Source organism: Mycolicibacterium smegmatis (assembly GCF_001457595.1).
Taxonomy (GTDB): domain Bacteria; phylum Actinomycetota; class Actinomycetes; order Mycobacteriales; family Mycobacteriaceae; genus Mycobacterium; species Mycobacterium smegmatis.
Genome location: NZ_LN831039.1, coordinates 4669674 through 4691325, shown reverse-complemented (window position 1 = coordinate 4691325; position 21652 = coordinate 4669674). Strand labels below are relative to the sequence as shown.

Annotated in this window: 22 protein-coding genes; 17 read left to right on the top strand and 5 right to left on the bottom strand. The window is 68.5% G+C overall.

What is annotated here, in order from left to right; all coding sequences use genetic code 11:
- Positions 1-14: 14 nt before the first annotated feature.
- The 12 genes from AT701_RS22475 (at position 15) to holA (ending at position 11493) form a co-directional block, all read left to right on the top strand.
- Positions 15-911, top strand: coding sequence for an AAA family ATPase (locus AT701_RS22475; protein WP_003895962.1), 897 nt, complete (start codon positions 15-17; stop codon positions 909-911).
- A 12-nt stretch (positions 912-923) separates the two neighbouring features.
- Entirely contained in the window at positions 924-2381 is a 1458-nt protein-coding gene (locus tag AT701_RS22470) for a vWA domain-containing protein (protein ID WP_003895961.1), read from the top strand.
- Between the two features lie 85 nt (positions 2382-2466).
- Complete coding sequence (gene nadD, locus AT701_RS22465; protein WP_003895960.1) at positions 2467-3108, top strand: nicotinate-nucleotide adenylyltransferase; 642 nt, start codon at positions 2467-2469, stop codon at positions 3106-3108.
- Positions 3105-3506 carry a ribosome silencing factor gene (gene rsfS, locus AT701_RS22460; RefSeq protein ID WP_011729939.1) on the top strand — a complete coding sequence of 134 codons (402 nt, stop codon included), beginning with the start codon at positions 3105-3107 and terminating at the stop codon, positions 3504-3506. Before nadD ends, rsfS begins: the two co-directional genes overlap by 4 nt.
- A gap of 10 nt (positions 3507-3516) precedes the next feature.
- Positions 3517-4197 carry a glucosyl-3-phosphoglycerate phosphatase gene (gpgP, locus tag AT701_RS22455; protein ID WP_003895958.1) on the top strand — a complete coding sequence of 227 codons (681 nt, stop codon included), beginning with the start codon at positions 3517-3519 and terminating at the stop codon, positions 4195-4197.
- Positions 4187-4945, top strand: a complete 759-nt coding sequence (octT, locus tag AT701_RS22450) for a diglucosylglycerate octanoyltransferase (protein WP_011729938.1) — start codon at positions 4187-4189, stop codon at positions 4943-4945. The genes gpgP and octT overlap by 11 nt, the downstream gene beginning before the upstream one ends.
- Before the next feature lies 1 nt (position 4946).
- Positions 4947-5789, top strand: a complete 843-nt coding sequence (locus AT701_RS22445) for a DegV family protein (RefSeq protein WP_011729937.1) — start codon at positions 4947-4949, stop codon at positions 5787-5789.
- A gap of 103 nt (positions 5790-5892) precedes the next feature.
- Positions 5893-6699: a slipin family protein gene (locus tag AT701_RS22440; protein ID WP_011729936.1), complete on the top strand. Its 807-nt coding sequence runs from the start codon at positions 5893-5895 to the stop codon at positions 6697-6699.
- 105 nt (positions 6700-6804) lie between these two features.
- Positions 6805-8070, top strand: a complete 1266-nt coding sequence (locus AT701_RS22435) for a hypothetical protein (RefSeq protein WP_011729935.1) — start codon at positions 6805-6807, stop codon at positions 8068-8070.
- Between the two features lie 102 nt (positions 8071-8172).
- Positions 8173-9015, top strand: coding sequence for a ComEA family DNA-binding protein (locus AT701_RS22430; protein ID WP_014878069.1), 843 nt, complete (start codon positions 8173-8175; stop codon positions 9013-9015).
- The gene (locus AT701_RS22425) at positions 9012-10526 is read left to right on the top strand and encodes a ComEC/Rec2 family competence protein (protein ID WP_058126627.1); all 1515 of its coding nucleotides are present in this window, start codon (positions 9012-9014) and stop codon (positions 10524-10526) included. Before AT701_RS22430 ends, AT701_RS22425 begins: the two co-directional genes overlap by 4 nt.
- 7 nt (positions 10527-10533) lie before the next feature.
- A complete protein-coding gene (gene holA, locus AT701_RS22420) occupies positions 10534-11493 on the top strand; it encodes a DNA polymerase III subunit delta (protein WP_011729932.1) in 960 nt (319 codons plus the stop codon).
- Between the two features lie 68 nt (positions 11494-11561).
- Here holA and rpsT read toward each other — a convergent pair whose 3' ends face one another.
- The gene (gene rpsT / locus AT701_RS22415; RefSeq protein WP_003895949.1) at positions 11562-11822 is read right to left on the bottom strand and encodes a 30S ribosomal protein S20; all 261 of its coding nucleotides are present in this window, start codon (positions 11820-11822) and stop codon (positions 11562-11564) included.
- 240 nt (positions 11823-12062) lie between these two features.
- Here rpsT and AT701_RS22410 point away from each other — a divergent pair, with 240 nt between their 5' ends.
- From AT701_RS22410 to AT701_RS22400, 3 genes are read left to right on the top strand one after another with little or no spacing between them, the layout of a single operon-like run.
- A complete protein-coding gene (locus tag AT701_RS22410; protein ID WP_228095711.1) occupies positions 12063-13736 on the top strand; it encodes a circularly permuted type 2 ATP-grasp protein in 1674 nt (557 codons plus the stop codon).
- Between the two features lie 9 nt (positions 13737-13745).
- Positions 13746-14723 (top strand): alpha-E domain-containing protein, encoded by a 978-nt coding sequence (locus tag AT701_RS22405; protein WP_003895947.1) that lies wholly within the window; start codon positions 13746-13748, stop codon positions 14721-14723.
- Positions 14724-15563: a transglutaminase family protein gene (locus tag AT701_RS22400; RefSeq protein WP_003895946.1), complete on the top strand. Its 840-nt coding sequence runs from the start codon at positions 14724-14726 to the stop codon at positions 15561-15563.
- On the opposite strand, the gene AT701_RS34360 is transcribed toward AT701_RS22400, so the two are convergent.
- A complete protein-coding gene (locus AT701_RS34360; RefSeq protein ID WP_197668912.1) occupies positions 15560-16708 on the bottom strand; it encodes a flavin reductase in 1149 nt (382 codons plus the stop codon). The two genes, AT701_RS22400 and AT701_RS34360, sit on opposite strands and share 4 nt — an antisense overlap.
- A 206-nt stretch (positions 16709-16914) precedes the next feature.
- On the opposite strand from AT701_RS34360, the gene AT701_RS22390 reads away from it, so the two are divergent.
- Together AT701_RS22390 and AT701_RS22385 are read left to right on the top strand one after the other, a co-directional pair.
- Positions 16915-17907, top strand: coding sequence for a Gfo/Idh/MocA family protein (locus AT701_RS22390; RefSeq protein WP_058126626.1), 993 nt, complete (start codon positions 16915-16917; stop codon positions 17905-17907).
- Positions 17908-17998: 91 nt separating this feature from the next.
- Entirely contained in the window at positions 17999-19303 is a 1305-nt protein-coding gene (locus AT701_RS22385) for a PucR family transcriptional regulator (RefSeq protein WP_058126625.1), read from the top strand.
- On the opposite strand, the gene AT701_RS22380 is transcribed toward AT701_RS22385, so the two are convergent.
- Genes AT701_RS22380 through AT701_RS22370 form a run of 3 tightly spaced genes read right to left on the bottom strand, consistent with a single transcriptional unit; the run spans position 19287 to position 21635 of the window.
- Entirely contained in the window at positions 19287-20015 is a 729-nt protein-coding gene (locus AT701_RS22380) for an alpha/beta fold hydrolase (protein ID WP_058126624.1), read from the bottom strand. The two genes, AT701_RS22385 and AT701_RS22380, sit on opposite strands and share 17 nt — an antisense overlap.
- Positions 20012-20566 (bottom strand): carboxymuconolactone decarboxylase family protein, encoded by a 555-nt coding sequence (locus AT701_RS22375; RefSeq protein ID WP_058126623.1) that lies wholly within the window; start codon positions 20564-20566, stop codon positions 20012-20014. Before AT701_RS22375 ends, AT701_RS22380 begins: the two co-directional genes overlap by 4 nt.
- Position 20567: 1 nt before the next feature.
- Entirely contained in the window at positions 20568-21635 is a 1068-nt protein-coding gene (locus AT701_RS22370; RefSeq protein ID WP_233032010.1) for an LLM class flavin-dependent oxidoreductase, read from the bottom strand.
- Between the last annotated feature and the right edge of the window lie 17 nt (positions 21636-21652).

Here is a 21652-nt window from a genome sequence, read left to right as displayed (position 1 = left end):
GACCAGGAGAGCATATGAGCGTGCCCGCACGCCCGGCACCGCTGTTCGCCGACATCGACGACGTCGCGCGCAAGCTGGCCGAGACCGGCTACCTGCCCGACACCGCGACCGCCACGGCGGTCTTCCTGGCCGACCGGCTCGGCAAGCCGCTGCTCGTCGAGGGCCCGGCCGGTGTCGGCAAGACCGAACTGGCCCGCGCCGTCGCGCAGTGCACGGGAAGTGAACTGGTGCGCCTGCAGTGTTACGAGGGCGTCGACGAGGCCCGTGCGCTCTACGAGTGGAACCACGCCAAGCAGATCCTGCGCATCCAGGCCGGAAACGCGGCGGCGGCCGGCGACAGCGACGCCTGGGAGCAGACCAAGACCGACGTGTTCAGCGAGGAGTTCCTGCTGACCCGTCCGCTGCTCACCGCGATCAAGCGCACCGACCCCACGGTGCTGCTGATCGACGAGACCGACAAGGCCGACATCGAGATCGAGGGCCTGCTGCTTGAGGTGCTCAGCGACTTCGCGGTCACCGTGCCGGAACTCGGCACCATCACCGCCGAGCGGCCCCCGTTCGTCGTGCTGACCTCCAACGCCACCCGCGAGCTGTCCGAGGCGCTCAAACGGCGCTGCCTGTTCCTGCACATCGACTTCCCCGATCCCGACCTCGAACGGCGCATCCTGCTGTCGCGGGTGCCCGAGCTGCCCGAACACATCGCCTCGGAACTCGTGCGGATCATCGGCGTGCTGCGCGGCATGCAGCTCAAGAAGCTGCCGTCGGTCGCCGAGACCATCGACTGGGGCCGCACGGTGCTGGCGCTGGGCATGGACACCATCGACGACGAGATGATCGCCGCGACGCTCGGCGTGATCCTCAAACACCAGTCCGATCAGCAGCGCGCCGCCGGCGAGCTCAAGCTGAACTGACCGGGTGCGCTGATGGCTCCCCGCCGGGTCAGACCCCCGCAGCCGCTGGCCCCGCACGGCCTGCCGGGGCACCTCGTCGAGTTCGTCGAAGCCCTTCGCGGGCAAGGTATCTCGGTCGGCCCGTCGGAGACCGTCGACGCAGGCCGGGTGCTCACGGTGCTGGGTCTGGGTAACCGGGAGGCGCTACGCGAGGGCATCGCGTGCGCGGTGCTGCGCCGCGCCGATCACCGTGACACCTACGACGCGTTGTTCGACCTGTTCTTCCCGGCCGCCCTGGGCGCGCGCACGGTGCTCGACGACGAATCCGACGCCGACGGCGAGGGCACCGGGAAGACACCCCAGCTGCCCCCAGAGGACATCGAGGCGATGCGCGAGATGCTCGTGCAGATGCTCGCCGACAACGAGGAACTGGCCAATCTCGACGACCGGCTCGCGACGCTGATCGCGCAGATCGTGGAGGCCTACGGCCGCTACACCTCCAGCCGCGGACCGTCGTACTCGTCGTACCAGGCGCTCAAGGCCATGAGCCTCGACGATCTGGAGGGCCGGCTGCTGGCGGGTCTGCTCGCGCCCTACGGCGACGAGCCGACGCCCACACAGGAGGAGATCGCCAAGGCGCTGGCCGCGCAGCGCATCGCGCAGCTGCGCAAGATGGTCGAGAACGAGACCAAACGCCGCACCGCCGAACAGCTGGGCCGCGGGCACGTGCAGATGTACGGCGTGCCGCAGCTGTCGGAGAACGTCGAGTTCCTGCGGGCCTCGGGTGAACAACTGCGCCAGATGCGCAAGACCGTGCAGCCGCTGGCCCGCACGCTGGCCACGCGGCTCGCGGCGCGCAGGCGGCGGGCCCGCGCGGGCGAAATCGACCTGCGCAAGACGCTGCGCAAGTCCATGTCCACGGGCGGGGTGCCCATCGACGTCGTGCTCAAGAAGCCGCACCCGGCGCGGCCCGAGCTGGCCGTGCTGTGCGACGTGTCCGGGTCGGTGGCCGGTTTCAGCCACTTCACCCTCATGCTCGTCTCGGCGCTGCGCCAGCAGTTCTCCCGCGTGCGCGTGTTCGCCTTCATCGACACCACCGACGAGGTCACCGACCTGTTCGGCCCCGAGGCGGATCTGGCGGTGGCCGTGCAGCGCATCACCCGCGAGGCCGGCGTCTACACACGCGACGGGCACTCCGACTACGGGCACGCGTTCGTGTCGTTCCTGGACAAGTACCCCAACGCACTGTCGCCGCGCAGCTCGTTGCTGGTGCTCGGCGACGGCCGCAACAATTACCGCAACCCCGAGGCCGAGTTGCTCGCGCACATGGTCGCGGCCAGCCGTCACGCACACTGGCTCAATCCCGAGCCCAGGCACCTGTGGGGCAGCGGCGACTCCGCGGTGCCGAAGTACCAGGACATCATCCCCATGCACGAGTGCCGCTCCGCCAAGCAGCTCGCCGCGGTGATCGACGGGCTGCTGCCGGTCTGACCCGGGCGTATTTGTACGGGTGCAGGTGGTGCCCGACGCTGCCGTAAGCTCGCTATTCGTGGCAACACGGCGCAGGCTGGGCGTGATGGGTGGGACGTTCGACCCCATCCACAACGGGCACTTGGTCGCGGCCAGCGAGGTCGCCGACCTGTTCGACCTCGACGAGGTCGTGTTCGTGCCCACCGGCGAACCGTGGCAGAAGCACCACCGCAGGGTCAGCGCGGCCGAGGACCGGTACCTCATGACCGTCATCGCGACCGCGTCCAACCCCAGGTTCTCGGTCAGCCGGGTCGACATCGACCGCGGCGGCCCCACCTACACCAAGGACACGCTGCGCGATCTGCGTGACCTCAACACCGACGCCGACCTGTATTTCATCACCGGCGCCGACGCGCTCGGGTCCATCCTGTCCTGGCAGAACTGGGAGGACATGTTCTCCATGGCCAAGTTCGTCGGCGTGAGCAGGCCCGGCTACGAACTGGACGGCAAGCACATCCTGGACGCGATGCGCGAACTGCCGCCCGATGCGTTGTCGCTGGTGGAGGTGCCGGCGCTGGCGATCTCGTCGAGCGATTGCCGCAAGCGCGCCGAGGAACAGCGACCCATCTGGTACCTGGTGCCCGACGGTGTGGTGCAGTACGTGGCGAAGCGCGGTCTGTACACCCGCAAACCGAACAACGGCGAAGCGAAGGACGGCGACGTGAAAGACGAGGAGGCAGTGCGATGACCGCGACGGACGAGGCCGTCCAGATGGCGACGGTGGCGGCCCAGGCGGCCGCGTCGAAGCTGGCCGACGACGTGGTGGTCATCGACGTGTCCGGACAGTTGGTGATCACCGACTGCTTCGTGATCGCCTCTGCGTCCAACGAGCGTCAGGTGAACGCGATCGTCGACGAGGTCGAGGAGAAGATGCGGCTCGCCGGATACAAACCGGCCCGGCGCGAAGGGACCCGCGAGGGCCGTTGGACGCTGCTCGACTACATCGACGTCGTGGTCCACATCCAGCATCAGGACGAGCGCAACTTCTATGCGCTCGACCGGCTGTGGAAGGACTGCCCGCAGGTGCCCGTCGACCTGGACCACCGCGGCGAGGCCTCAGAGGATGGCGCGGAGGCGCAGGAATGAGGCAGCACTGATGAGGATCCGTCGGCTGGTGATGTTGCGTCACGGCCAGACCGAGTACAACGCGGGCAGCCGGATGCAGGGCCAGCTCGACACCGACCTGTCCGACCTCGGCCGCGATCAGGCCGCCGCGGCGGCCGAGGTGCTGGCCAAACGGCAGCCGCTGCTGATCGTCTCGTCGGATCTGCGGCGGGCGCTGGACACGGCCGAGACCCTCGGCACCCGTGCGGGCGTGGCGGTGGCGGTCGACAAGCGCCTGCGCGAGACGCATCTGGGGGACTGGCAGGGGCTGACCCATCTCGAGGTCGACGCCGCGGCCCCGGGTGCCCGGCTGGCCTGGCGCGACGACGCCCGGTGGGCGCCGCACGGCGGTGAGAGCCGCGTGGACGTCGCCGAGCGCAGCCTGCCGCTGGTCGTCGAACTCGTTGCGCAACAGTCCGAATGGGGCCTGGACCGCCCGGGGGCCGGTGCCGAACGCCCCGTGGTGCTGGTGGCCCACGGTGGGCTGATCGCGGCACTGACCGCCGAGCTGCTCGGCCTGCCGGTCGACAACTGGCCGGTGCTGGGCGGCATGGGTAACGCCAGCTGGGTGCAGCTGTCCGGGCATTCGGCCGACGACGCGGAGTTCGCGGACATCCGCTGGCGACTCGACGTGTGGAACGCCTCGGCGCAGGTGGCCAACGATGTCCTCTGAGACATCCTCGGAGTCCACTGGCCACAGGCCGGTGCTGCTGGTCTTCGCCGACTCGCTGTCGTACTTCGGGCCCACGGGCGGGCTGCCCGCCGATGATCCACGGATCTGGCCCAACATCGTCGGCGAGCAACTGGGCTGGGACGTCGAACTGATCGGGCGCATCGGCTGGACCTGCCGCGATGTGTGGTGGGCGGCCACCCAGGATCCGCGGTCGTGGGCCGCGCTGCCCCGGGCGGGTGCGGTGGTCTTCGCGACGAGCGGCATGGATTCGCTGCCCTCGCCGCTGCCCACGGCACTGCGGGAGATGATCCGGTACGTCCGGCCACCGTGGTTGCGGCGCTGGGTGCGCGACGGCTACGGCTGGGTACAGCCGCGGCTGTCGCCGATCGCCCGGTCGGCCCTGCCGCCGCATGTGACGGTCGAGTACCTCGAAATGACCCGCAACGCCATCGATTTCAACCGTCCGGGCATCCCCGTGGTGGCCTCGCTGCCGTCGGTGCACATCGCCGAGACCTACGGCAGGGCGCACCACGGGCGTGAGCCGACGGTGCGGGCCATCACGGCGTGGGCCGAGGAGCACCACGTACCGCTGGTGGATCTCAAGGCTGCCGTCGCCGACGAGGTGTTCGGTGGACGCGGCAATCCCGACGGTATCCACTGGAGCTTCGAGGCGCACCGCGCCGTCGCCGAGCTGATGCTCAAAGGCCTTGCCGAAGCGGGTGTGACACAACGGGATTCCGCAACCTGACATGGCGGTGGTGGTCGTTACCGACTCGTCGTCACGGCTGAGTCGCCAGTTGTGTGAACGGTGGGGCATCCGGCAGGTGCCGCTGCACATCCTCGACGGCGACAACGATCTGCGCGACGGTGTCGACGCCGTACCGTCCGACATCCATGACCGCCCCAAGGTCACCACGTCGGGCGCGACACCCACCGAGATCGCCGATGTCTACCGTCGTGCGCTCGCCGACAGTGGTGGCGACGGCGTTGTCGCAGTACATATCTCGGCCGCACTGTCGAGCACCTACAGCTCGGCGGCCTCGGCTGCGCGCGAGTTCAGCCACGCGGTACGCGTCGTCAACTCGCGGTCGGCGGCGATGGGTGTCGGGTTCGCGGCGCTGGCCGCGGCGCGGGCGGCCGGCGCGGGGGCGTCGCTGGACGACGTCGAGGCCGCGGCACGCGCCGCCGCGCAGCGCACCCACGCGTTCATCGTGGTGCACCGCCTGGACAACCTGCGGCGCAGCGGTCGCATCGGCACCGCGGCATCGTGGCTGGGCACCGCGCTGGCGCTGAAACCGTTGCTGCAGTTGGATATCGACGGACGCCTGGTGCTCTCGCAGCGCATCCGTACCGCATCCAAGGCGCACTCCGCGCTCGTCGAGCAGGTGCTCGAAGAGGCCGGGGACCGCCTCGTCGACGTGGTGGTGCATCACGTCGACAATCCCGAAGCCGCCGAAGAGATCGGCAAACAGCTCACCGAGCGGCTGCCCGCGCTGCGGTCGCTGGAGGTGGCCGACATGGGCCCCGTGCTGGCCGTGCACGTCGGCGGCGGTGCGGTCGGTGTGGCCCTGTCGGTCGATCCCGAAAGCTGACCGGTCCGGGCCCGATCGCCTGCGGGGCCACCGCGCCCGAGCGCACAATCGAATCATGGCGCTCAACGCGCCAGGACCCGGAATCCATGGATCGAGGCGAATCATGGACATGCTCTATTCGCTCGGGATATCGGCAGCCGCCGCGGTGACGCTGGCCTGGCTGGCCATCCGCAACATCCGGGTGGTGAGACAGTATGAGAGAGGCGTGGTCTTCCGGTTCGGCCGTGTGACCAAAAGCATCCGGCAACCGGGCCTGACCATGCTGATCCCGATCGCCGACCGGTTGCAGAAGGTCAACATGCAGATCGTGACGATGCCGATCCCTGCACAGGACGGCATCACCCGCGACAACGTCACGGTGCGCGTCGACGCCGTCATCTACTTCAAGGTCATCGACCCGGTGCGTGCCGTCGTGGACGTGCAGGACTACATGTCGGCCGTCGGGCAGGTGGCGCAGACGTCACTGCGGTCGATCATCGGCAAGAGCAACCTCGATGACCTGCTGTCGAACCGTGAGCGGCTCAACCAGGGCCTGGAACTGCTGATCGACAATCCGGCCGTGGGTTGGGGCATCCACATCGACCGCGTCGAGATCAAGGACGTGGTGCTGCCGGATTCGATGAAGCGGTCGATAGCGAAACAGGCCGAGGCCGAGCGGGAACGGCGCGCGCGCGTGATCACCGCCGACGGTGAGTTGCAGGCCTCCGAAAAGCTCGCTGCCGCAGCCGATGTGATGGGTAACGAGCCCGCGGCCCTGCAGTTGCGGTTCCTGGAGACGGTGGTGGAGGTCGCGGCCGAGAAGAACTCGACGGTGGTGGTGCCGTTCCCGGTGGAGTTGCTGCGGTTCCTGGACCGCGTCACGCCGCACGAGTCCGCGAGGAACGGCGGTCCGGTGCCGCGAGTTGTTTAGCGGCGTGAAGTGGCCAGTACTTCGCGTGAGCCGGTGTTCTGAACTTTTCGCGGCCGGGGCACGTGTCTATAGGTCAGGATTTCCGATCACCTCTGGGGGCCCGAATTGTATGCGCGTGCACACTCCGCAGTCCTGTCCACGATCGCTGCCGCAAGCGTCGGCGCGGCCCTCGTCGCACCGGTCGTGGAACCGCCGCCCGACCTGCACCTGCCGCGCGTGGTCAGCGCGCCGGTCGAGCTGACGGCGAGCCCCGCGCTCGGGGCGCTTCCGCTGGCGTTCCTGCAGAACCAGGCGCAGTACTGCAGCGTGATCTGCCCGTTCATCGTGCAGGGGCTGGTCTCGGTTCCGGTCGGAACGGCGCTGTCGCCGCTCGCGTTCCTCGACTCACTGGGCACCAACGGATCGCTGACCCGCGCGATCGGGGCGGCCGCCGCCTCGGTGACGGGCCCGCTGAACGACGCGGCCGAGGGCATCATTCTCAACGACGTCGACCGCGTCGTCCCCAAGGCGTTCAACAACCTGGAGATCTCGGTGGTGCAGTTGCTGCGCATCGGTGCGGCGCTGGCTGACCCGGCCACCCTGCCCGACGCCATCGACACCGCCCGCCAAACCATTCTCGACGGCCTCAACCAACCGCTGCCCGGGCCGGGTGTGCCGGTGCCGACCGAGACCGGCGCACGCACACTGCCCGAGGTCGTCGCGGTCGAGGCCATCAAGGTGTTCGCCGCGGTTGCGTTCCAGGCCGGTGAACTGGTGCTGCTCGGTGTCCCGCAGACCGTCGACGCCGCCGCGCAGGAACTCGCACGTTCCGGTGACCCGGCGCGGGCGTTGTCAGCGGCCGTCGAGCAGGCCGGCGACGTGCTGCGGACCGCGTCGACGATCGTCACCGATTCGCTGCAGACCGCAGCCACCAACATCCACGACGCGGCCGGTGGCTCCGCCGACCGCCGGTTCGACGAAGCCGCACCGGCGGTCGCGGCCCTGACAACAGCGAAGGCCGACAAGCCGGGTCTTGACACCGATTCGAAGGTAACCGACGCGACCAAGGACGACCCCGACGTGACCACCAAGGCCACGACGGCACAACCCGCTTCGGTGACCGAACCGGATTCAGCGGGCAAGTCCACCCCGTCGGTGACCAAGCCGCGCCCGATCCGCAAGGCGGCTTCCGATATCGGACGCGCTATGAAGTCGTTGACCGGATCGCCGGCGAAGACCCAGAAGCAGCAAAAGTCGTTGTCGGGCAAGGGCTCCGATGCGGGTGATTCGGGCAAGTCGACCGAGAAGTCATCGAACGAGAAGAAGTCGGAGAAGAAGTCGACCGAGAAGTCGTCGGAGAAAAAGCACAAGTCCGGCAAGCACGCCGCCTGACCACGCCCAGGTTGTCCCCAGACCCGATTTCATCCACAGCCGGCCCGCCGGGGCGTCTGCGGCGGGGTGGTCCGGTCCGGTGCCGGGCCTACCGTCGCGGGCATGGGTACCGAATTGCCCGTGCAGCGGCTACGCCGCAGACTCGGGTCTGACACCGACGCCACCACGGACACCATCGACGCTGCCGATGCCGGTGACACCGAGGACTCCGAATCCGGCGTCGCGCCGGACACCGCGCTGTCGAAGTGGCTGCCCGACACCACGGAGGGGCAGCGGCCCGCGTGGCTGAACGTGATCCGGGCCGATCCCGGCCGCGTCGGAGTTCTCGCACTCGCCACGCTGGGAGTGTTGGCGGTGCTCATCACGGTGTTCGTCGTGCTGCGCGACCGCCCTGCACCCGTAATGTCAGCGAACCTTCCTCCGGTGCAGATGGTTTCGTCATCGGCCCCCACGCCGGAGGCGGCGGCCGGGCCGGTGGTGGTCAGTGTCGTCGGCCTGGTGCACAAGCCCGGCCTGGTGACTTTGTCATCGGGAGCCCGGATCGCCGACGCGCTCACCGCCGCGGGTGGTGCGCTCGACGGTGCCGATCTGATCGGGCTCAACATGGCGCGGCGCGTCGCCGACGGAGAACAGATCGTTGTCGGGATCGCCGCGCCGGCGGGTCAGCCGACCACCATGGGCAGTTCGGTCTCCACCGCGGAGGCGACCGGTGCCGCCGAGCCCGCTGCCGGTGGTGGCGGGCAGACTGCGTCCGGCCCGCTCGACCTCAACACCGCAACCGTCGAACAACTCGACGCGCTGCCCGGCGTCGGGCCGGTGACCGCGGAGGCCATCGTGTCATGGCGAAATGCCAACGGGCAGTTCGCCAGTGTCGACCAACTGGGTGAGGTCGACGGTATCGGCCCGGCCCGGCTGGAGAAGCTGCGTGGTCTGGTCCGGGTATGACCGACGAACCCGAACTCCTCGACCTGCGCCTGGTACCCGCTGCGCTGACCGCATGGTTGGTGACCGCGGCCGGGATCGTCTGGTACATCGCCGGATCGGTGCTCGTGGTGATCGTGGTGACACTGCTCGCTGCCGCGGTCACCCGGTGGGCCGGCCCGGCGCGTACCGGCGCCGTGGTGATCGCCGTCGCGGTGACAGGTGTGGGTTTCGCGGTCGCGATCGGATTGCGCGTGAACCAGGTTCGTGAACACCCTGTCGTCGACCGCTACGGCGGGGCCGCGACTGTCCGCGTGGTCGTCAGCGAGGTGCCACGGCCGACCCGCGGCAACCGCCTGATGTTCCGGGCCGCACTCACCGAACTCGACGGCGCCCCGGTCTCCGGACGCGTGATGGTGTTCGCGTCGAGCCGTTTCGGTGCACTCACACCCGGCAGCCCGGTCGGGTTCCGCGCCACGCTGTCGCGGCCGACCAGGGCCGATCTGACGGTCGCGGCCCTCTCGGCGCGCGGTGATCCGACGATCGGTGAGGCACCGGCAATTCAGCGTGGCGCACAACGCATCCGGACGTCGTTCGCCGAGACGGCTCGTCTGGTCCTGCCCGCCGATCAGGCCGCGATCCTGCCGGGCCTGGTCCTCGGGGACACCAGCACGGTCAGCACCCAGACCACGGCCGAGTTCCGCTCGAGCGGTTTGACCCATCTGACCGCGGTGTCCGGCGCCAACGTGACCATCGTGTGCGGAGCCCTGTTGCTGTCCGCGGCGTTGGTGGGTCCGCGCATCGCGGTCGGCCTGGCCCTGGTGGGCCTTGTCGCGTTCGTCATCGTGGTACAGCCGTCGGCCAGCGTGCTCCGCTCCGCGGTCATGGGTGCGGTGACGCTGCTCGCGATCGTGACGCACCGGCGGCGCCAGGCCATTCCGGCGCTGGCCGCCAGTGTGCTGGTGCTGATGGCCGCCGCCCCCGAACTCGCTGTCGACGTCGGCTTCGCGTTGTCGGTGTGCGCCACGGCAGCCATCGTCGTCATCGCACCGGTGTGGGCGCGCCGCCTGGAGGCCCGCGGCTGGCCCAGCACACTGGCCGCGGCCGTCAGCGTCGCGGCCGCGGCGCAGTTGGTCACCGCACCGCTCGTCGCGGGGATCTCCGGGCGCTTCAGTGTCGTGGCCGTCGCGGCCAATCTGGCGGTGGTGGGAGTGATTCCGCCGATCACCGTGCTGGGGACCGCGGCCGCGGCCCTGGCGGCGGTGTGGCCGGCCGGCGCGGGGCTGCTGATCCGGTTCACCGGTCCCGAGGTGTGGTGGTTGTTGTCGGTTGCGCGGTGGGCGTCGGGGATGCCCGCGGCGACCGTTCCGACGCCGTCCGGATGGGCCGGCGTACTGCTCGTCGCGATCTCGGGCGTCACTCTGACGGTGCTGTGGCGCAGCCGCTGGGTGCGCCGGGCGGTCGCGGGCGCGGCCGTCGTGATGCTGGCCTGGACGGTGGCGGGCCAGGTTGTCGGCGCTGTCGGGCCGACATGACACCATCATGGGCGTGACCGACGGGCTGCACTTGGTGCTTGGCGACGAGGAACTGTTGGTGGAGCGCGCCGTGGGCGCCATCCTGCGCGACATCCGCAAGCGTGCCGGTTCCGACGACGTGCCGGTGGACCGCCTGCGCGCGGGTGAGGTGAGCACCAGTGAGCTCGCCGAACTGCTCAGCCCGTCGCTGTTCGCCGAGGAGCGTCTGGTCGTGCTCGAGGCCGCCGCCGAGGCGGGCAAGGACGCCGTCGCCCTCATCGCGTCGGCGGCTGCCGATCTGCCGCCCGGGACCGTGCTGGTGGTCATCCACTCCGGGGGTGGCCGCGCCAAGGCGCTGGCTGATCAGCTCAAGAAGCTGGGCGCCGAGGTCCATCCGTGCGCCCGCATCACCAAGCCGGCCGAGCGTGCGGACTTCGTCCGCTCCGAGTTCCGCAGACTGCGCGCCAAGGTATCCGAGGACACGGTCTCGGCAGTGCTCGACGCGGTCGGCTCCAACATCCGCGAACTGGCCGCGGTGTGTTCCCAACTGGTCGCCGACACCGCGGGTGAGGTCGACGCCGCGGCGGTGCGCCGCTATCACAGCGGAAAGGCCGAGGTGAAGGGCTTCGACATCGCCGACAAGGCGGTGGTGGGGGATGTGGCCGGGGCGGCCGAGGCGCTGCGCTGGGCGATGCTGGCGGGGGAGCCGCACGTGGTGCTGGCCGATGCGCTGGCCGAGGCCGTGCACACGATCGCGCGGGTCGGGCCGCTGTCGGGTGATCCGTACCGGCTGGCCGGTGAGCTGGGAATGCCGCCGTGGCGCGTGCAGAAGGCGCAGAAGCAGTCGCGGCGCTGGTCGCGGGAATCCGTCGCGGAGGCCATGAAAGTGGTGGCGGCGCTCAACGCAGACGTGAAGGGCGTAGCCGCTGACGCGGACTACGCCCTGGAGGCGGCGGTGCGCCGGGTGGCGCAGCTCGCTGCCGGTTAGAACCCGAAGAGCTGGAGGGTCAGAAAAACCCACCGCTCGCGACGAGCGGTGGGTTGATCAGAGACTGATCAGAGCTTGTTGAGGGCCAGGGCCAGCGCCGACTTCTTGTTGGCGGCCTGGTTCGGGTGGATGACACCCTTGCTGGCGGCCTTGTCCAGCTTGCGGCTGGTGGCGTGTAGCAACTCGGATGCCTTGTCCTTGTCGCCGGCGTCGACGGCCTCGCGGAAGCCACGGATCGCCGTACGCAGCGACGACTTCACCGACTGGTTACGCAGGCGACGACGCTCGTTGGTGCGGATGCGCTTGATCTGCGACTTGATGTTGGCCACGAAGAAGTTCCTTCTGAATCTCTAGCTGGGGTTACCGAAGTCTGTGGGTCCGCCCGCACTGTGGGCAGCGACTGTTCAGGGTACCAGTGAGGGCCCCGAACCCCCAAAAGAGCGATTGCCGAGGCCGCAAGTGGGCATACCTACGCCTGACTGTAGTACCACCGCAACCCCGCGTTGGCCTGCCGAAACGCGGTTTGCGTTGGCCGGGCAAAAACGTCACGGGTGGTGCAGCATGTGTGGATGGACGCCCCAACCCGCACCCGAGCACGAGGAGCCGAGAAAGTCTTGCCGACCGAGACGGCGCGGTCATCGCGCAACGCCACCGGGAGCAGCGCGCGCGTCAAACAGCGGGGCGTGTTCGACGGCTACAACAAACTGGGTCACTACGCGAAGGCGTTCGACGAGATGTTCGACGCGTCCGGCAACGTCCGCGGACCGTACAAGGGCATCTTCGCCGAGCTCGCTCCCACCGACGCGTCGGAGTTGCAGGCTCGCGCCGACGCGCTCGGCCGCGCCTTCACCGACCAAGGCATCACGTTCTCGCTGTCCGGCCAGGAGCGCCCCTTCCCGCTCGACCTCGTTCCGCGGGTGATCTCGGCGGCCGAATGGTCGCGTCTTGAGCGCGGCATCCGGCAACGCGTCAAAGCCCTCGAGATGTATCTCGACGACATCTACGGCGAGCAGGAGATCCTGCGGGACGGCGTGATCCCGCGCCGGCTGGTGACGTCGTGTGAACACTTCCACCGTGAGGCCGCGGGCATCGTCCCGCCCAACGGGGTGCGCATCCACGTCGCGGGCATCGACCTGATCCGCGACGACAAGGGCGACTTCCGGGTGCTGGAGGACAACCTGCGGTCTCCGTCGGGAGTGTCCTACGTGATGGAGAACCGGCGCACCATGGCCCGGGTCTTCCCGAACCTGTTCGCCACGCACCGGGTGCGCGCCGTCGGCGACTATGCGTCGCACCTGCTGAGGGCGCTGCGCAACGCGGCCCCCACCAACGTGGCCGATCCCACGGTCGTCGTGCTCACCCCCGGCGTCTACAACTCTGCGTACTTCGAGCACTCGCTGCTGGCGCGGCAGATGGGCGTCGAACTCGTCGAGGGCCGCGACCTGTTCTGCCGCGACAACGTCGTCTACATGCGCACCACCGAGGGGGAGCGCCAGGTCGACGTCATCTACCGCCGCATCGATGACGCGTTCCTCGACCCGATGCAGTTCCGCCCGGATTCGGTGCTCGGCGTCGCGGGTCTGCTCAACGCCGCGCGCGCAGGCAACGTGGTGATCTCCAGCGCGGTCGGCAACGGTGTCGGCGACGACAAGCTCGTCTACACCTACGTGCCGACCATCATCGAGTACTACCTCGGTGAGAAACCCGTGCTGGCCAACGTCGACACCTACCGCTGCTGGCTCGACGACGAGCGCGAGGAGGTTCTCGACCGCATCGAGGAGCTCGTCATCAAACCCGTGGAGGGCTCCGGCGGTTACGGCATCGTGTTCGGCCCGGACGCGACGCCCAAGGAACTCACCACGATCGCCAAGAAGATCCGCAACGATCCCCGCGCCTGGATCGCCCAACCGGTGATGCAGTTGTCGACCGTGCCGACGCAGATCGACAACAAGCTGGTTCCGCGCCACGTCGACCTGCGCCCGTTCGCGGTCAACGACGGCAACGACGTGTGGGTGCTGCCGGGTGGGCTGACCCGCGTGGCGCTGCCTGAGAACTCCCTGGTGGTGAACTCCAGCCAGGGCGGCGGTTCCAAAGACACCTGGGTGTTGGCCTCGCGGGCCTCGGTCGCCGACCGCGAGCTCGCGGCCGCCGAAGTGGTGCGGGCACTGCCCAAGTCGGGCAGAGGCCCCAAGGCCGACAGCGCCGCAGACAACTCGTCCCAGCAGCAACAGCAGCAGCAGTAAGGAAATCCGATGCTGGCGCGCAATGCCGAATCGTTGTACTGGATCGGCCGCTACGTGGAGCGGGCCGACGACACCGCACGCATCCTCGACGTGACGGTGCACCAACTGCTGGAGGACTCCAGCGTCGACCCGGACCAGGCGTCGCGGACGCTGCTGCGAGTGCTGGGGATCGACCCGCCCCGCGAGCGGCTCGACGTGTGGTCGCTGACCGACATCGTCGCGTTCAGCCGCGGCACGTATGGCGGCGCTTCGATCGTCGACGCCATCTCCGCCGCCCGCGAGAACGCCCGCGGCGCCCGCGAGGTGACCTCGACCGAGATCTGGGAATGCCTCAACACCACCTACAACGCGCTCGCCGAGCGCGAGCGGGCCGCGAAACGCCTTGGCCCCCACGAGTTCCTGTCGTACGTCGAAGGCCGGGCCGCGATGTTCGCCGGGCTCGCCGACTCGACCTTGAGCCGTGACGACGGCTACCGGTTCATGGTGCTCGGCCGCGCGATCGAGCGTGTCGACATGACCGTGCGGTTGCTGCTCTCGCGGGTGGGCGACAGCGCGTCGTCACCCGCATGGGTGACGCTGCTGCGCTCGGCCGGCGCGCACGACACCTACCTGCGCACCTACCGTGGCGTGCTCGACGCCGGGCGAGTCGTCGAGTTCATGATGCTCGACCGGTTGTTCCCTCGGTCGATTTTCCACTCGCTGCGGCTGGCCGAACACAACCTCGACGAGTTGCTCAACCGGCCGCACAACCGTCTCGGTGCCACCGACGAGGCGCAGCGACTGCTGGGCCGGGCCCGCAGTGAGCTGGAGTTCCTGCAGCCGGGCGCGCTGCTGGAATCGTTGGAGACGCGCCTGGCCGGTCTGCAGAAGACTTGCCGTGACGTCGGAGAAGCGTTGGCGCAGCAGTACTTCCACTCGGCACCCTGGGTCGCGTGGACCGACGCGGGGCGCGGGGACGCACTGGTCATCGAGGAAGGTGAGATCTAGATGTGGCGTTTGCGCGTGGTGCACTCGACGGGCTATGCCTACAAGTCGCCGGTGACCGCGTCGTTCAACGAGGTTCGGCTGACGCCGCGTTCGGACTCGCGGCAGAACGTGATCCTCAACCGCGTCGAGACGGTTCCCGCCACCCGGTCCTACCGGTATGTGGACTACTGGGGGACCGCGGTCACGGCGTTCGACCTGCATGCGCCACACGCCGAACTCGAGGTGACGTCGTCGTCGGTGGTCGAGACCGAGGTCGGTGAGAAACCCGAAGAGCCGGTCAGTTGGGACGATCTGCGGACCGAGGCGGTCATCGACCGGTTCGACGAGGTGCTCGCCCCCACGCACTACACACCGTGCAGCAAGCGCATCGAACGCGTCGGCCGGAGTATTGCCAAGGAGCACGACCCGTATGAGGCGGTGATCGCGGCCGCGCAATGGGTGCGCAGTGAACTGGACTACGTGCCCGGCACCACGGGCGTGCACTCGTCGGGGCTCGACGCGCTGCGCGAGGGCAAAGGCGTATGCCAGGATTTCGCGCATCTGTCGTTGATCATGTTGCGTGGCATGGGAATTCCTGCACGTTACGTCTCGGGCTATTTGCATCCCACACGCGAGGCGGCCGTCGGCGACACCATCGACGGCCAGAGCCATGCGTGGGTGCAGGCGTGGACCGGCGGCTGGTGGGATTACGACCCCACCAACGACTCCGAGATCAACGAGCAGTACGTCAGCGTCGGTGTGGGCCGCAACTACTCGGATGTGGCGCCGCTCAAGGGAATCTACTCGGGCGAGGGCTCCACTGACCTCGACGTCGTCGTGGAGATCACCCGGCTGGCCTAGAACAGGCCGCCGGTGAGCGAGAGAAGCTGGCGCGTGCGGGCTTTGGCGAGCGCACAGTAACTCCGTGCGGCTTCACGGGCGCCCACGGTGTCGCCACGTTCGAGTGCCTCGAGGAGGTCGCGCTGGGCTGCGAGGAATGCGGTGGACGACTGGGCCGTGTTCCCGAAGCTGCGCATCATGACGTTCTTGATGCTCAGCGAGCCGAACGCCGCGATCAGCAACGGGTTCCCGGTCAATGCGACGATCGCTTCGTGGAATGCGTAGTTCGCGTCGAGGTAGGCATGAAAGTCCTCGAACCGGTCACCCACGAGGTGCCGCGACATCGTCTCGAGGTGGTGGCGGGCGATCGCGAGCTGGGCGGGGTCGGCATGGTCCCCGACGCAGTCGATGACACCGAGCTCGATCGCGAGCCGCGCCTCGAAGGTGTAGTCGGATGTCTTGATGTCGAACGGTGCGATGACGTAGCCCCGCTGTGGGTCTCGCAACACCAAACCGTCGGCCGCGAGCCGGGTGAGCGCGTAGAACGCCTGCGCCCGGTCACCTTCGAGACGGTCGGCGAGTTCGTCGACCGTGACCACCTGCTCGGCGGTGAACACCCGGCTGAGCACCATGTCCCGGGCCCGCGCGTAGGCGTTGTCGTTGCACTCGAACTCGAATCTGCCGAAGCCGCCACGGAAGTAGGTCAGCGGAGCACCGTCGCGAGCGGTCGCCGACACCACGAATCCGAAGAACACCGAATGCGTTCCCCCGATCACCTGTTCGGTCACCTCGCATTCGAGTGCGGCTATCGCGTCGGTCAGGATGACCACGTCGGCGATCCCGCGTTCGACCGACACCCCGGCGAACTTGTCCGGTCGCGGGGCGGCGAACTGATGCGCGAGATCTGCGTGTGACTGACCCAGCACGTTGACGGTGTAGCGGCCACTGCGCTCGATGGCGGCCGCCGTGGGCACCGCGTTGTTGATGCAGGCCAGCATCATCGGCGGCTCCATCGACAGGGAGGTGACCGAGCTGGCGGTCATACCGTAGTCACGGTCGTCGGCGCGGGTCGTCACGACGGTCACGCCACTTGCCAGGTGGCCGGCGACATGCCGGAACAGGTCCGTGTCGACCCCACCCCCGGTGGTCACATAGTCCTGGGTCACGAGCATCTCCTGTCGTAGCACTGTCGCCCTCAATTGAACGGGCGCGGCGCCCGGCAATCACTCACGGACTTCGTGAATCTGGGCGGGGATCGATGGCGCATGGGGACACGGCCCGCTTGACCGGTGACGGATTCCGACACGTCGGGCCGCGAAGTTCACGTTCGACGACAATGCACGAGGTTCGGCCGGGCCCTTGACTGTTCGATGTGATCAATGCAGCCGTTGTGGGACTCGGATGGTGGGGTGGCAAGGTCGTCCGCGACCTGTCTGGCAGCGATGACGTCCAGGTGGTGACCGGGGTGGACATCAGTGCCGACGCCCGCGCCGCGGCGCGTCCGTTCGTCGCGGACGTCCACGACAGTTTCGACGAGGTCCTGCGCGACGACTCCGTCGACGCGGTGATCCTGTGCACCCCACACAAATTTCACGTCGAGCAGATCATCGCGGCCGCCGCGCACGGAAAGCACGTCTTCTGTGAGAAGCCGCTGAGCGGTTCGGGGGAGGACGCCCGGCGGGCGGTCGCGGCGGTCAAGGACGCGGGCCTGCAACTCGGGATCGGGCACGAGCGTCGCTTCGAACCTGCCGTGGCCGACATGCGACGGGCGATCGCCGACGGCGAACTCGGGGTGCCCCTGATCTTCGAGGGCAACTTCAGCCAGGACAAGTTCCTCGACCTGCCCGCCGAGAACTGGCGGCTCTCGGCGGTCGAGGCGCCGGTCGGCCCGCTGTCGGCGACCGGCATCCATCTGGTCGACCTGGCGATCAGCATCCTCGGCAGACCCACCGAGGTGTGGGCGCGATTGTCGACGCAGGCAACCACATTCGCCAACGGCGACACCCTCGCGATCACGCTGGCCTTCGAGAAGGGCCAGACCGCGCTGATCACCGCGGTTCTCACAACGCCGTTCGTCGGCCGCGTGACCGTGCTCGGCTCGGAGGGCTGGGTGGAGATCCGGGACCGCACACATCCCGAGGCGCCCCAGGGCTGGGACGTCACCCGCCAACTGCGTGGCAGACCGGCCACGTCACAGTTCTATCCGCCGCATGCATCGGTGCGTGAGAACATCGAAACCTTCGCCAAGGCGGTAGCCGGGAAGGCGCCTTACCCGGTCCCGCTCGACGAGATGGTCGCCAACGCGTGCACGTTCGAGGCGATCACCCGCTCGGCGCACACCGGCGCGGTCGAAACGGTGCGATGAGGCGCGCCCACGATGCATCCATTTCCGGCTACCATCGCGGCAAGGTGTGACGCAGGTCGCACCATTGAACAACCCACCGAGGTGCATCTGGATGTCGACGACTGCTCACCGGACTGCTGACACCAACTCGCCCGCCGATGCGATGCCGGCGCCGTTGAACCTGTGGCGTGACGAGCGGCCTGTGCCGTCCTGGGTGCAGGACGTCGCGCGCGGGTTCGACGTGGACGGGCTTGTCGACGTCATCATCGGGCGCTGCCTGGGCATCGCGTTTCCCAACCACATCGGCGATGACGAGTTCCGCGCCCACCTGACAGCGAGTACCCGGGCCAACGCGCACTGCCTGCGATCGGTCATCGCGGGCGACATCGCCCTGGAGGACGTCTATCTCGAGCAGGTGCTGTCGTTCGCGACGGTGCAGGCCCAGCTGCGGATACCGCAGAAGTCGATGCAGAGGTCCTACCGCGTCAGCTTTTTCACGATGTGGGAGGCCTGGACCGCTTTCCTGCGCCAGGTGATCGTCGAGCGCGACATCGACCGCGACGAGGCGGCGCTCGCGATGCAACTGCTGACGCAGACGATCCTGGGCTATCAGGATTTCGTCGCCTCACAGGTTGCGGAGACCTACACGCGCGACTACGAGGCCCTCAACCGCTCGCGCGCGCACATGCGACGCAATCTCGTGAAGGAGATCCTGAGGGGTGAGGGCAACACACTCGCGGTGTCGGACACCGCGATCCTGTCCTACGACCTGAGCTGCCGCCACATCGCGGTACTGCTGCCGACGCTGGCCGAGGGTGCCGCGACACAACTTTCGGTCGGCATGCGTGCCGCCGTCAGCTGTCAGCATTCGCTGGTCTACCCGCTCACGCTGAGCTCGACGGTCGTGTGGCTCGGGCGTATCGGCGAGTGGAAGCCGGCCATCCTGGAAGCTCTCGATGGTGTGTTGAGAGAGGCTGGGGTGGTTGCGACGCTCGGCGGACCAAGCGTGGGTATCGACGGATTCCGCGAGAGCCTGGAGGAGGCCATGGACGCCGAACGGATCCGGGCGGCGTGGGGGGACTCGGGTGCTCCCGCGGTGGTGCGCCACGACGACGTCGGTCTGGAGATCCTGCTCATGCGTGATCCCGACCGGGCCCGACAGTTCGTCGAACGCGAACTCGGGCCGCTCGCGCGGGATACGGTCGAGGCCGCGCGACTACGTGAGACGCTGGAGGCGTCGTTCCGGTTCGGCTCCCACGTCGCGGCAGCCGAGCACCTGCAACTGCACGAGCACACCGTGCGTAATCGCCTGCACAAGGTCGAGGAACTGATCGGGCGCCCGTTGGCCGAGCGTCGCACCGAGTTGCAGGTGGCCGCCCGGCTCGTGCGGCTGCTGCCCGCTATCGGCCAGGCGTGACCAGCCGGTCGTCGAGCAGTTCGGCGAACAGGCGCGGCGATTCGACGGCGCACGCGTGCTTGCCGGGCAGCCAGTGCACAGCGGCCGCACCGGTGCTCCTGGCCATCGAAACCGCCGCGTCGCGGAAGGGCTGCGCGTCGTCGCGGCCGCACACCACCACGGCGGGAACCCGCAGCGCGGCAAGACGTTCGCTGAGATCCACCTCGGCGAGCAGATCGCACGAGCGCGCGTAACCCTCGGGGTCGGTGCGCGCGAATACCTCACGCGCATGCCTCACCCGCGCGTCGCCGGCGGCCGAAAGTTCAGGCGTGAACCACATCTCGACCATTGGTTCGACCAGGCTCGCCAATTCGCCGCGGCGGGCGACGGCGGCCCGGTCACGCCACATCTGGCGCATGGGCTCCGGGTAGACCGGCATCGTGTCCACCAGCACGACCGACGCGACGAGGTCCGGCCGGTCCAAGGCGATCTGCTGAGCCACGATGCCGCCCAGCGACATACCGACCAGGTGCATCCGAGTGCCGGGATCGAGTTGCCCGGTCACCGCGTCGGCGAACGCGGCGATGCCGGCGCCGCGCGGCAGCACAGCGGCCGAACCGTGACCGGGCAGGTCGAGCGCGACATGGTCACGACCGCCCAGCTCCGCGGTGACCACCGTCCAGAAGCTGCGGTCGGCTCCCAAGGGGTGCAGGAAAACCAGTGGTGTGCTCACGGCAGCCTCTCGTAGTCGTCGGGAATCGGTGTGCGCGCGGCGTTCATGGTCATCGCCAGCGTCGTGTAGTAACCGATCGTGACGATCGCCTCCACGACCGCGACCTCACCGGCGGCCGCCACCGCGTCGGCGAACGTGGCGTCGCCGACGGCATGGCCGCGCACGAGTTCGGCGGCCAGCCGCCAGAACGCGCGCACGTCGGTCGGGCCGACGGGTGCGCCGCCGGCAGCGATCGTCGCGATGACGTCCTCGCCCAGCCCGCTGGCGCGTGCCAGCGGCACGTGGTGGCCCCATTCGAAGTCCTGGTCCCAGTCACGCGCGACGAGCAGAATGAGCAACTCGCGCAGGTGATCCGGCAGTTCGGACTCGAATCGCAGGTATTCGCCGACGAGTTGCACACGGGTCATCAGTTCAGGTGCCCGTAGCAGCGGGACGAACGGGCCGAACAGCCCGCCGCGCGGTCCGGACGTAATCCGCTCCACCGCACGTCGCTGCTCCGGGTCGAGCGATTCAGGCATGGGCAGCCGGTCGGCGGATGCCTGTTCGACCATGTCAGCCCGCGTTCACCATCGGCATGACCTTTTCGGCCATGAGTTCCATGGACCGTCGCGCCAGATCGGGATCCACCCAGTCCAGTCCCGCGTACACGAGCTCACCGAACTCGCCGACCTCTTCCTGGAACCGCCGCAACTGGTCGGCCACCGCCTCCGGGGTTCCGGTGATGACCAGTTGGTCGAGCACGCCATCGAGGGTGACCTCGTCGTCGGGTTGTTCGCGGTGCGTCTTGAACAGCTCGAGGCGACCGATCTTGCGCATCTTGGTCAGCATCTTGGAGTAGTAGTAGCGGTACGGGCTACGGGGATCGTCGCGGCCGTAGCTCTCGGCCACCGCGGCATCGTCGGCGACGAACACCGTCCTGGCCACCCGCCAGTCAGCGGTGTCGGCCTGCGCCCCTACCGATTCCCTGCCCTGCACGTAATTTGGCCAGTGCGTGGAAACCCACTGCGGCAGCAGGAAGTTGGCCGACAGAGGGTGGAAGTCCCGGGCCCCCATGGTGATCACGCCCTTGGAGAACGGGGCCACCACGGTGCCCACGATCTCCGGTCGCGGCTGTTGCAGGGTCTTGGGCAGGATTCCCACCCCCAGATCGGGGTCGTAGGTCTTCTCGGTCGTCACGGAGAACCGGCCGCCGTCGCGGACCAGGGAGTAGGGCGGCTCGGATTCCCAGATCGCGGTGATCACATCGATGGCCTCGGCGAAGATCGCGTTGCGGTCCTGGTCGAGGATGCCGAGTGCCTCGGCATCCGAGGGCAGCGCGCCGGCGCTGATGCCGAGGATGAACCGGCCGTCGGCGAGGTGGTCGAACATCGCAGAGTTGGCGGCGACCAGCACGGGGTGCTGCTGCGACAGGTTCGTGGTCCCGGTGCCCAGACGGATCTGCCGGGTGTCGGAGATCAGCGTCGCGAGGAACACCAGGCTGTTGGTGATGTTCTCGTGGCGGTCCGTCAGGTGCTCGCCGATGAACGCGTCGTGGAATCCCAGCCGGTCGGCCAGGATCACCGCCTCCCGGTCCTCACGCAGGGTTTCCGACCAGGGTCGGCCGACTGGGTGCAGGGGCATTGCGAAGTAGCCGAGTC

Excerpts from the sequence above, each read along its gene's own strand:
- AT701_RS22475 (WP_003895962.1), top strand. The coding sequence starts at position 15 with ATGAGCGTGCCCGCACGCCCGGCACCGCTGTTCGCCGACATCGACGAC.
- AT701_RS22385 (WP_058126625.1), top strand. The coding sequence starts at position 17,999 with ATGTCGACGACTGCTCACCGGACTGCTGACACCAACTCGCCCGCCGAT.
- AT701_RS22400 (WP_003895946.1), top strand. The coding sequence starts at position 14,724 with ATGTGGCGTTTGCGCGTGGTGCACTCGACGGGCTATGCCTACAAGTCG.
- AT701_RS22405 (WP_003895947.1), top strand. The coding sequence starts at position 13,746 with ATGCTGGCGCGCAATGCCGAATCGTTGTACTGGATCGGCCGCTACGTG.
- AT701_RS22440 (WP_011729936.1), top strand. The coding sequence starts at position 5,893 with ATGGACATGCTCTATTCGCTCGGGATATCGGCAGCCGCCGCGGTGACG.
- AT701_RS22470 (WP_003895961.1), top strand. The coding sequence starts at position 924 with ATGGCTCCCCGCCGGGTCAGACCCCCGCAGCCGCTGGCCCCGCACGGC.
- AT701_RS22375 (WP_058126623.1), bottom strand. The coding sequence starts at position 20,566 with ATGGTCGAACAGGCATCCGCCGACCGGCTGCCCATGCCTGAATCGCTC.
- octT (WP_011729938.1), top strand. The coding sequence starts at position 4,187 with ATGTCCTCTGAGACATCCTCGGAGTCCACTGGCCACAGGCCGGTGCTG.
- AT701_RS22410 (WP_228095711.1), top strand. The coding sequence starts at position 12,063 with ATGGACGCCCCAACCCGCACCCGAGCACGAGGAGCCGAGAAAGTCTTG.
- rsfS (WP_011729939.1), top strand. The coding sequence starts at position 3,105 with ATGACCGCGACGGACGAGGCCGTCCAGATGGCGACGGTGGCGGCCCAG.
- gpgP (WP_003895958.1), top strand. The coding sequence starts at position 3,517 with ATGAGGATCCGTCGGCTGGTGATGTTGCGTCACGGCCAGACCGAGTAC.
- AT701_RS22430 (WP_014878069.1), top strand. The coding sequence starts at position 8,173 with ATGGGTACCGAATTGCCCGTGCAGCGGCTACGCCGCAGACTCGGGTCT.
- nadD (WP_003895960.1), top strand. The coding sequence starts at position 2,467 with ATGGGTGGGACGTTCGACCCCATCCACAACGGGCACTTGGTCGCGGCC.
- AT701_RS22445 (WP_011729937.1), top strand. The coding sequence starts at position 4,947 with ATGGCGGTGGTGGTCGTTACCGACTCGTCGTCACGGCTGAGTCGCCAG.
- holA (WP_011729932.1), top strand. The coding sequence starts at position 10,534 with ATGGGCGTGACCGACGGGCTGCACTTGGTGCTTGGCGACGAGGAACTG.
- AT701_RS22370 (WP_233032010.1), bottom strand. The coding sequence starts at position 21,635 with ATGCCCCTGCACCCAGTCGGCCGACCCTGGTCGGAAACCCTGCGTGAG.
- AT701_RS22425 (WP_058126627.1), top strand. The coding sequence starts at position 9,012 with ATGACCGACGAACCCGAACTCCTCGACCTGCGCCTGGTACCCGCTGCG.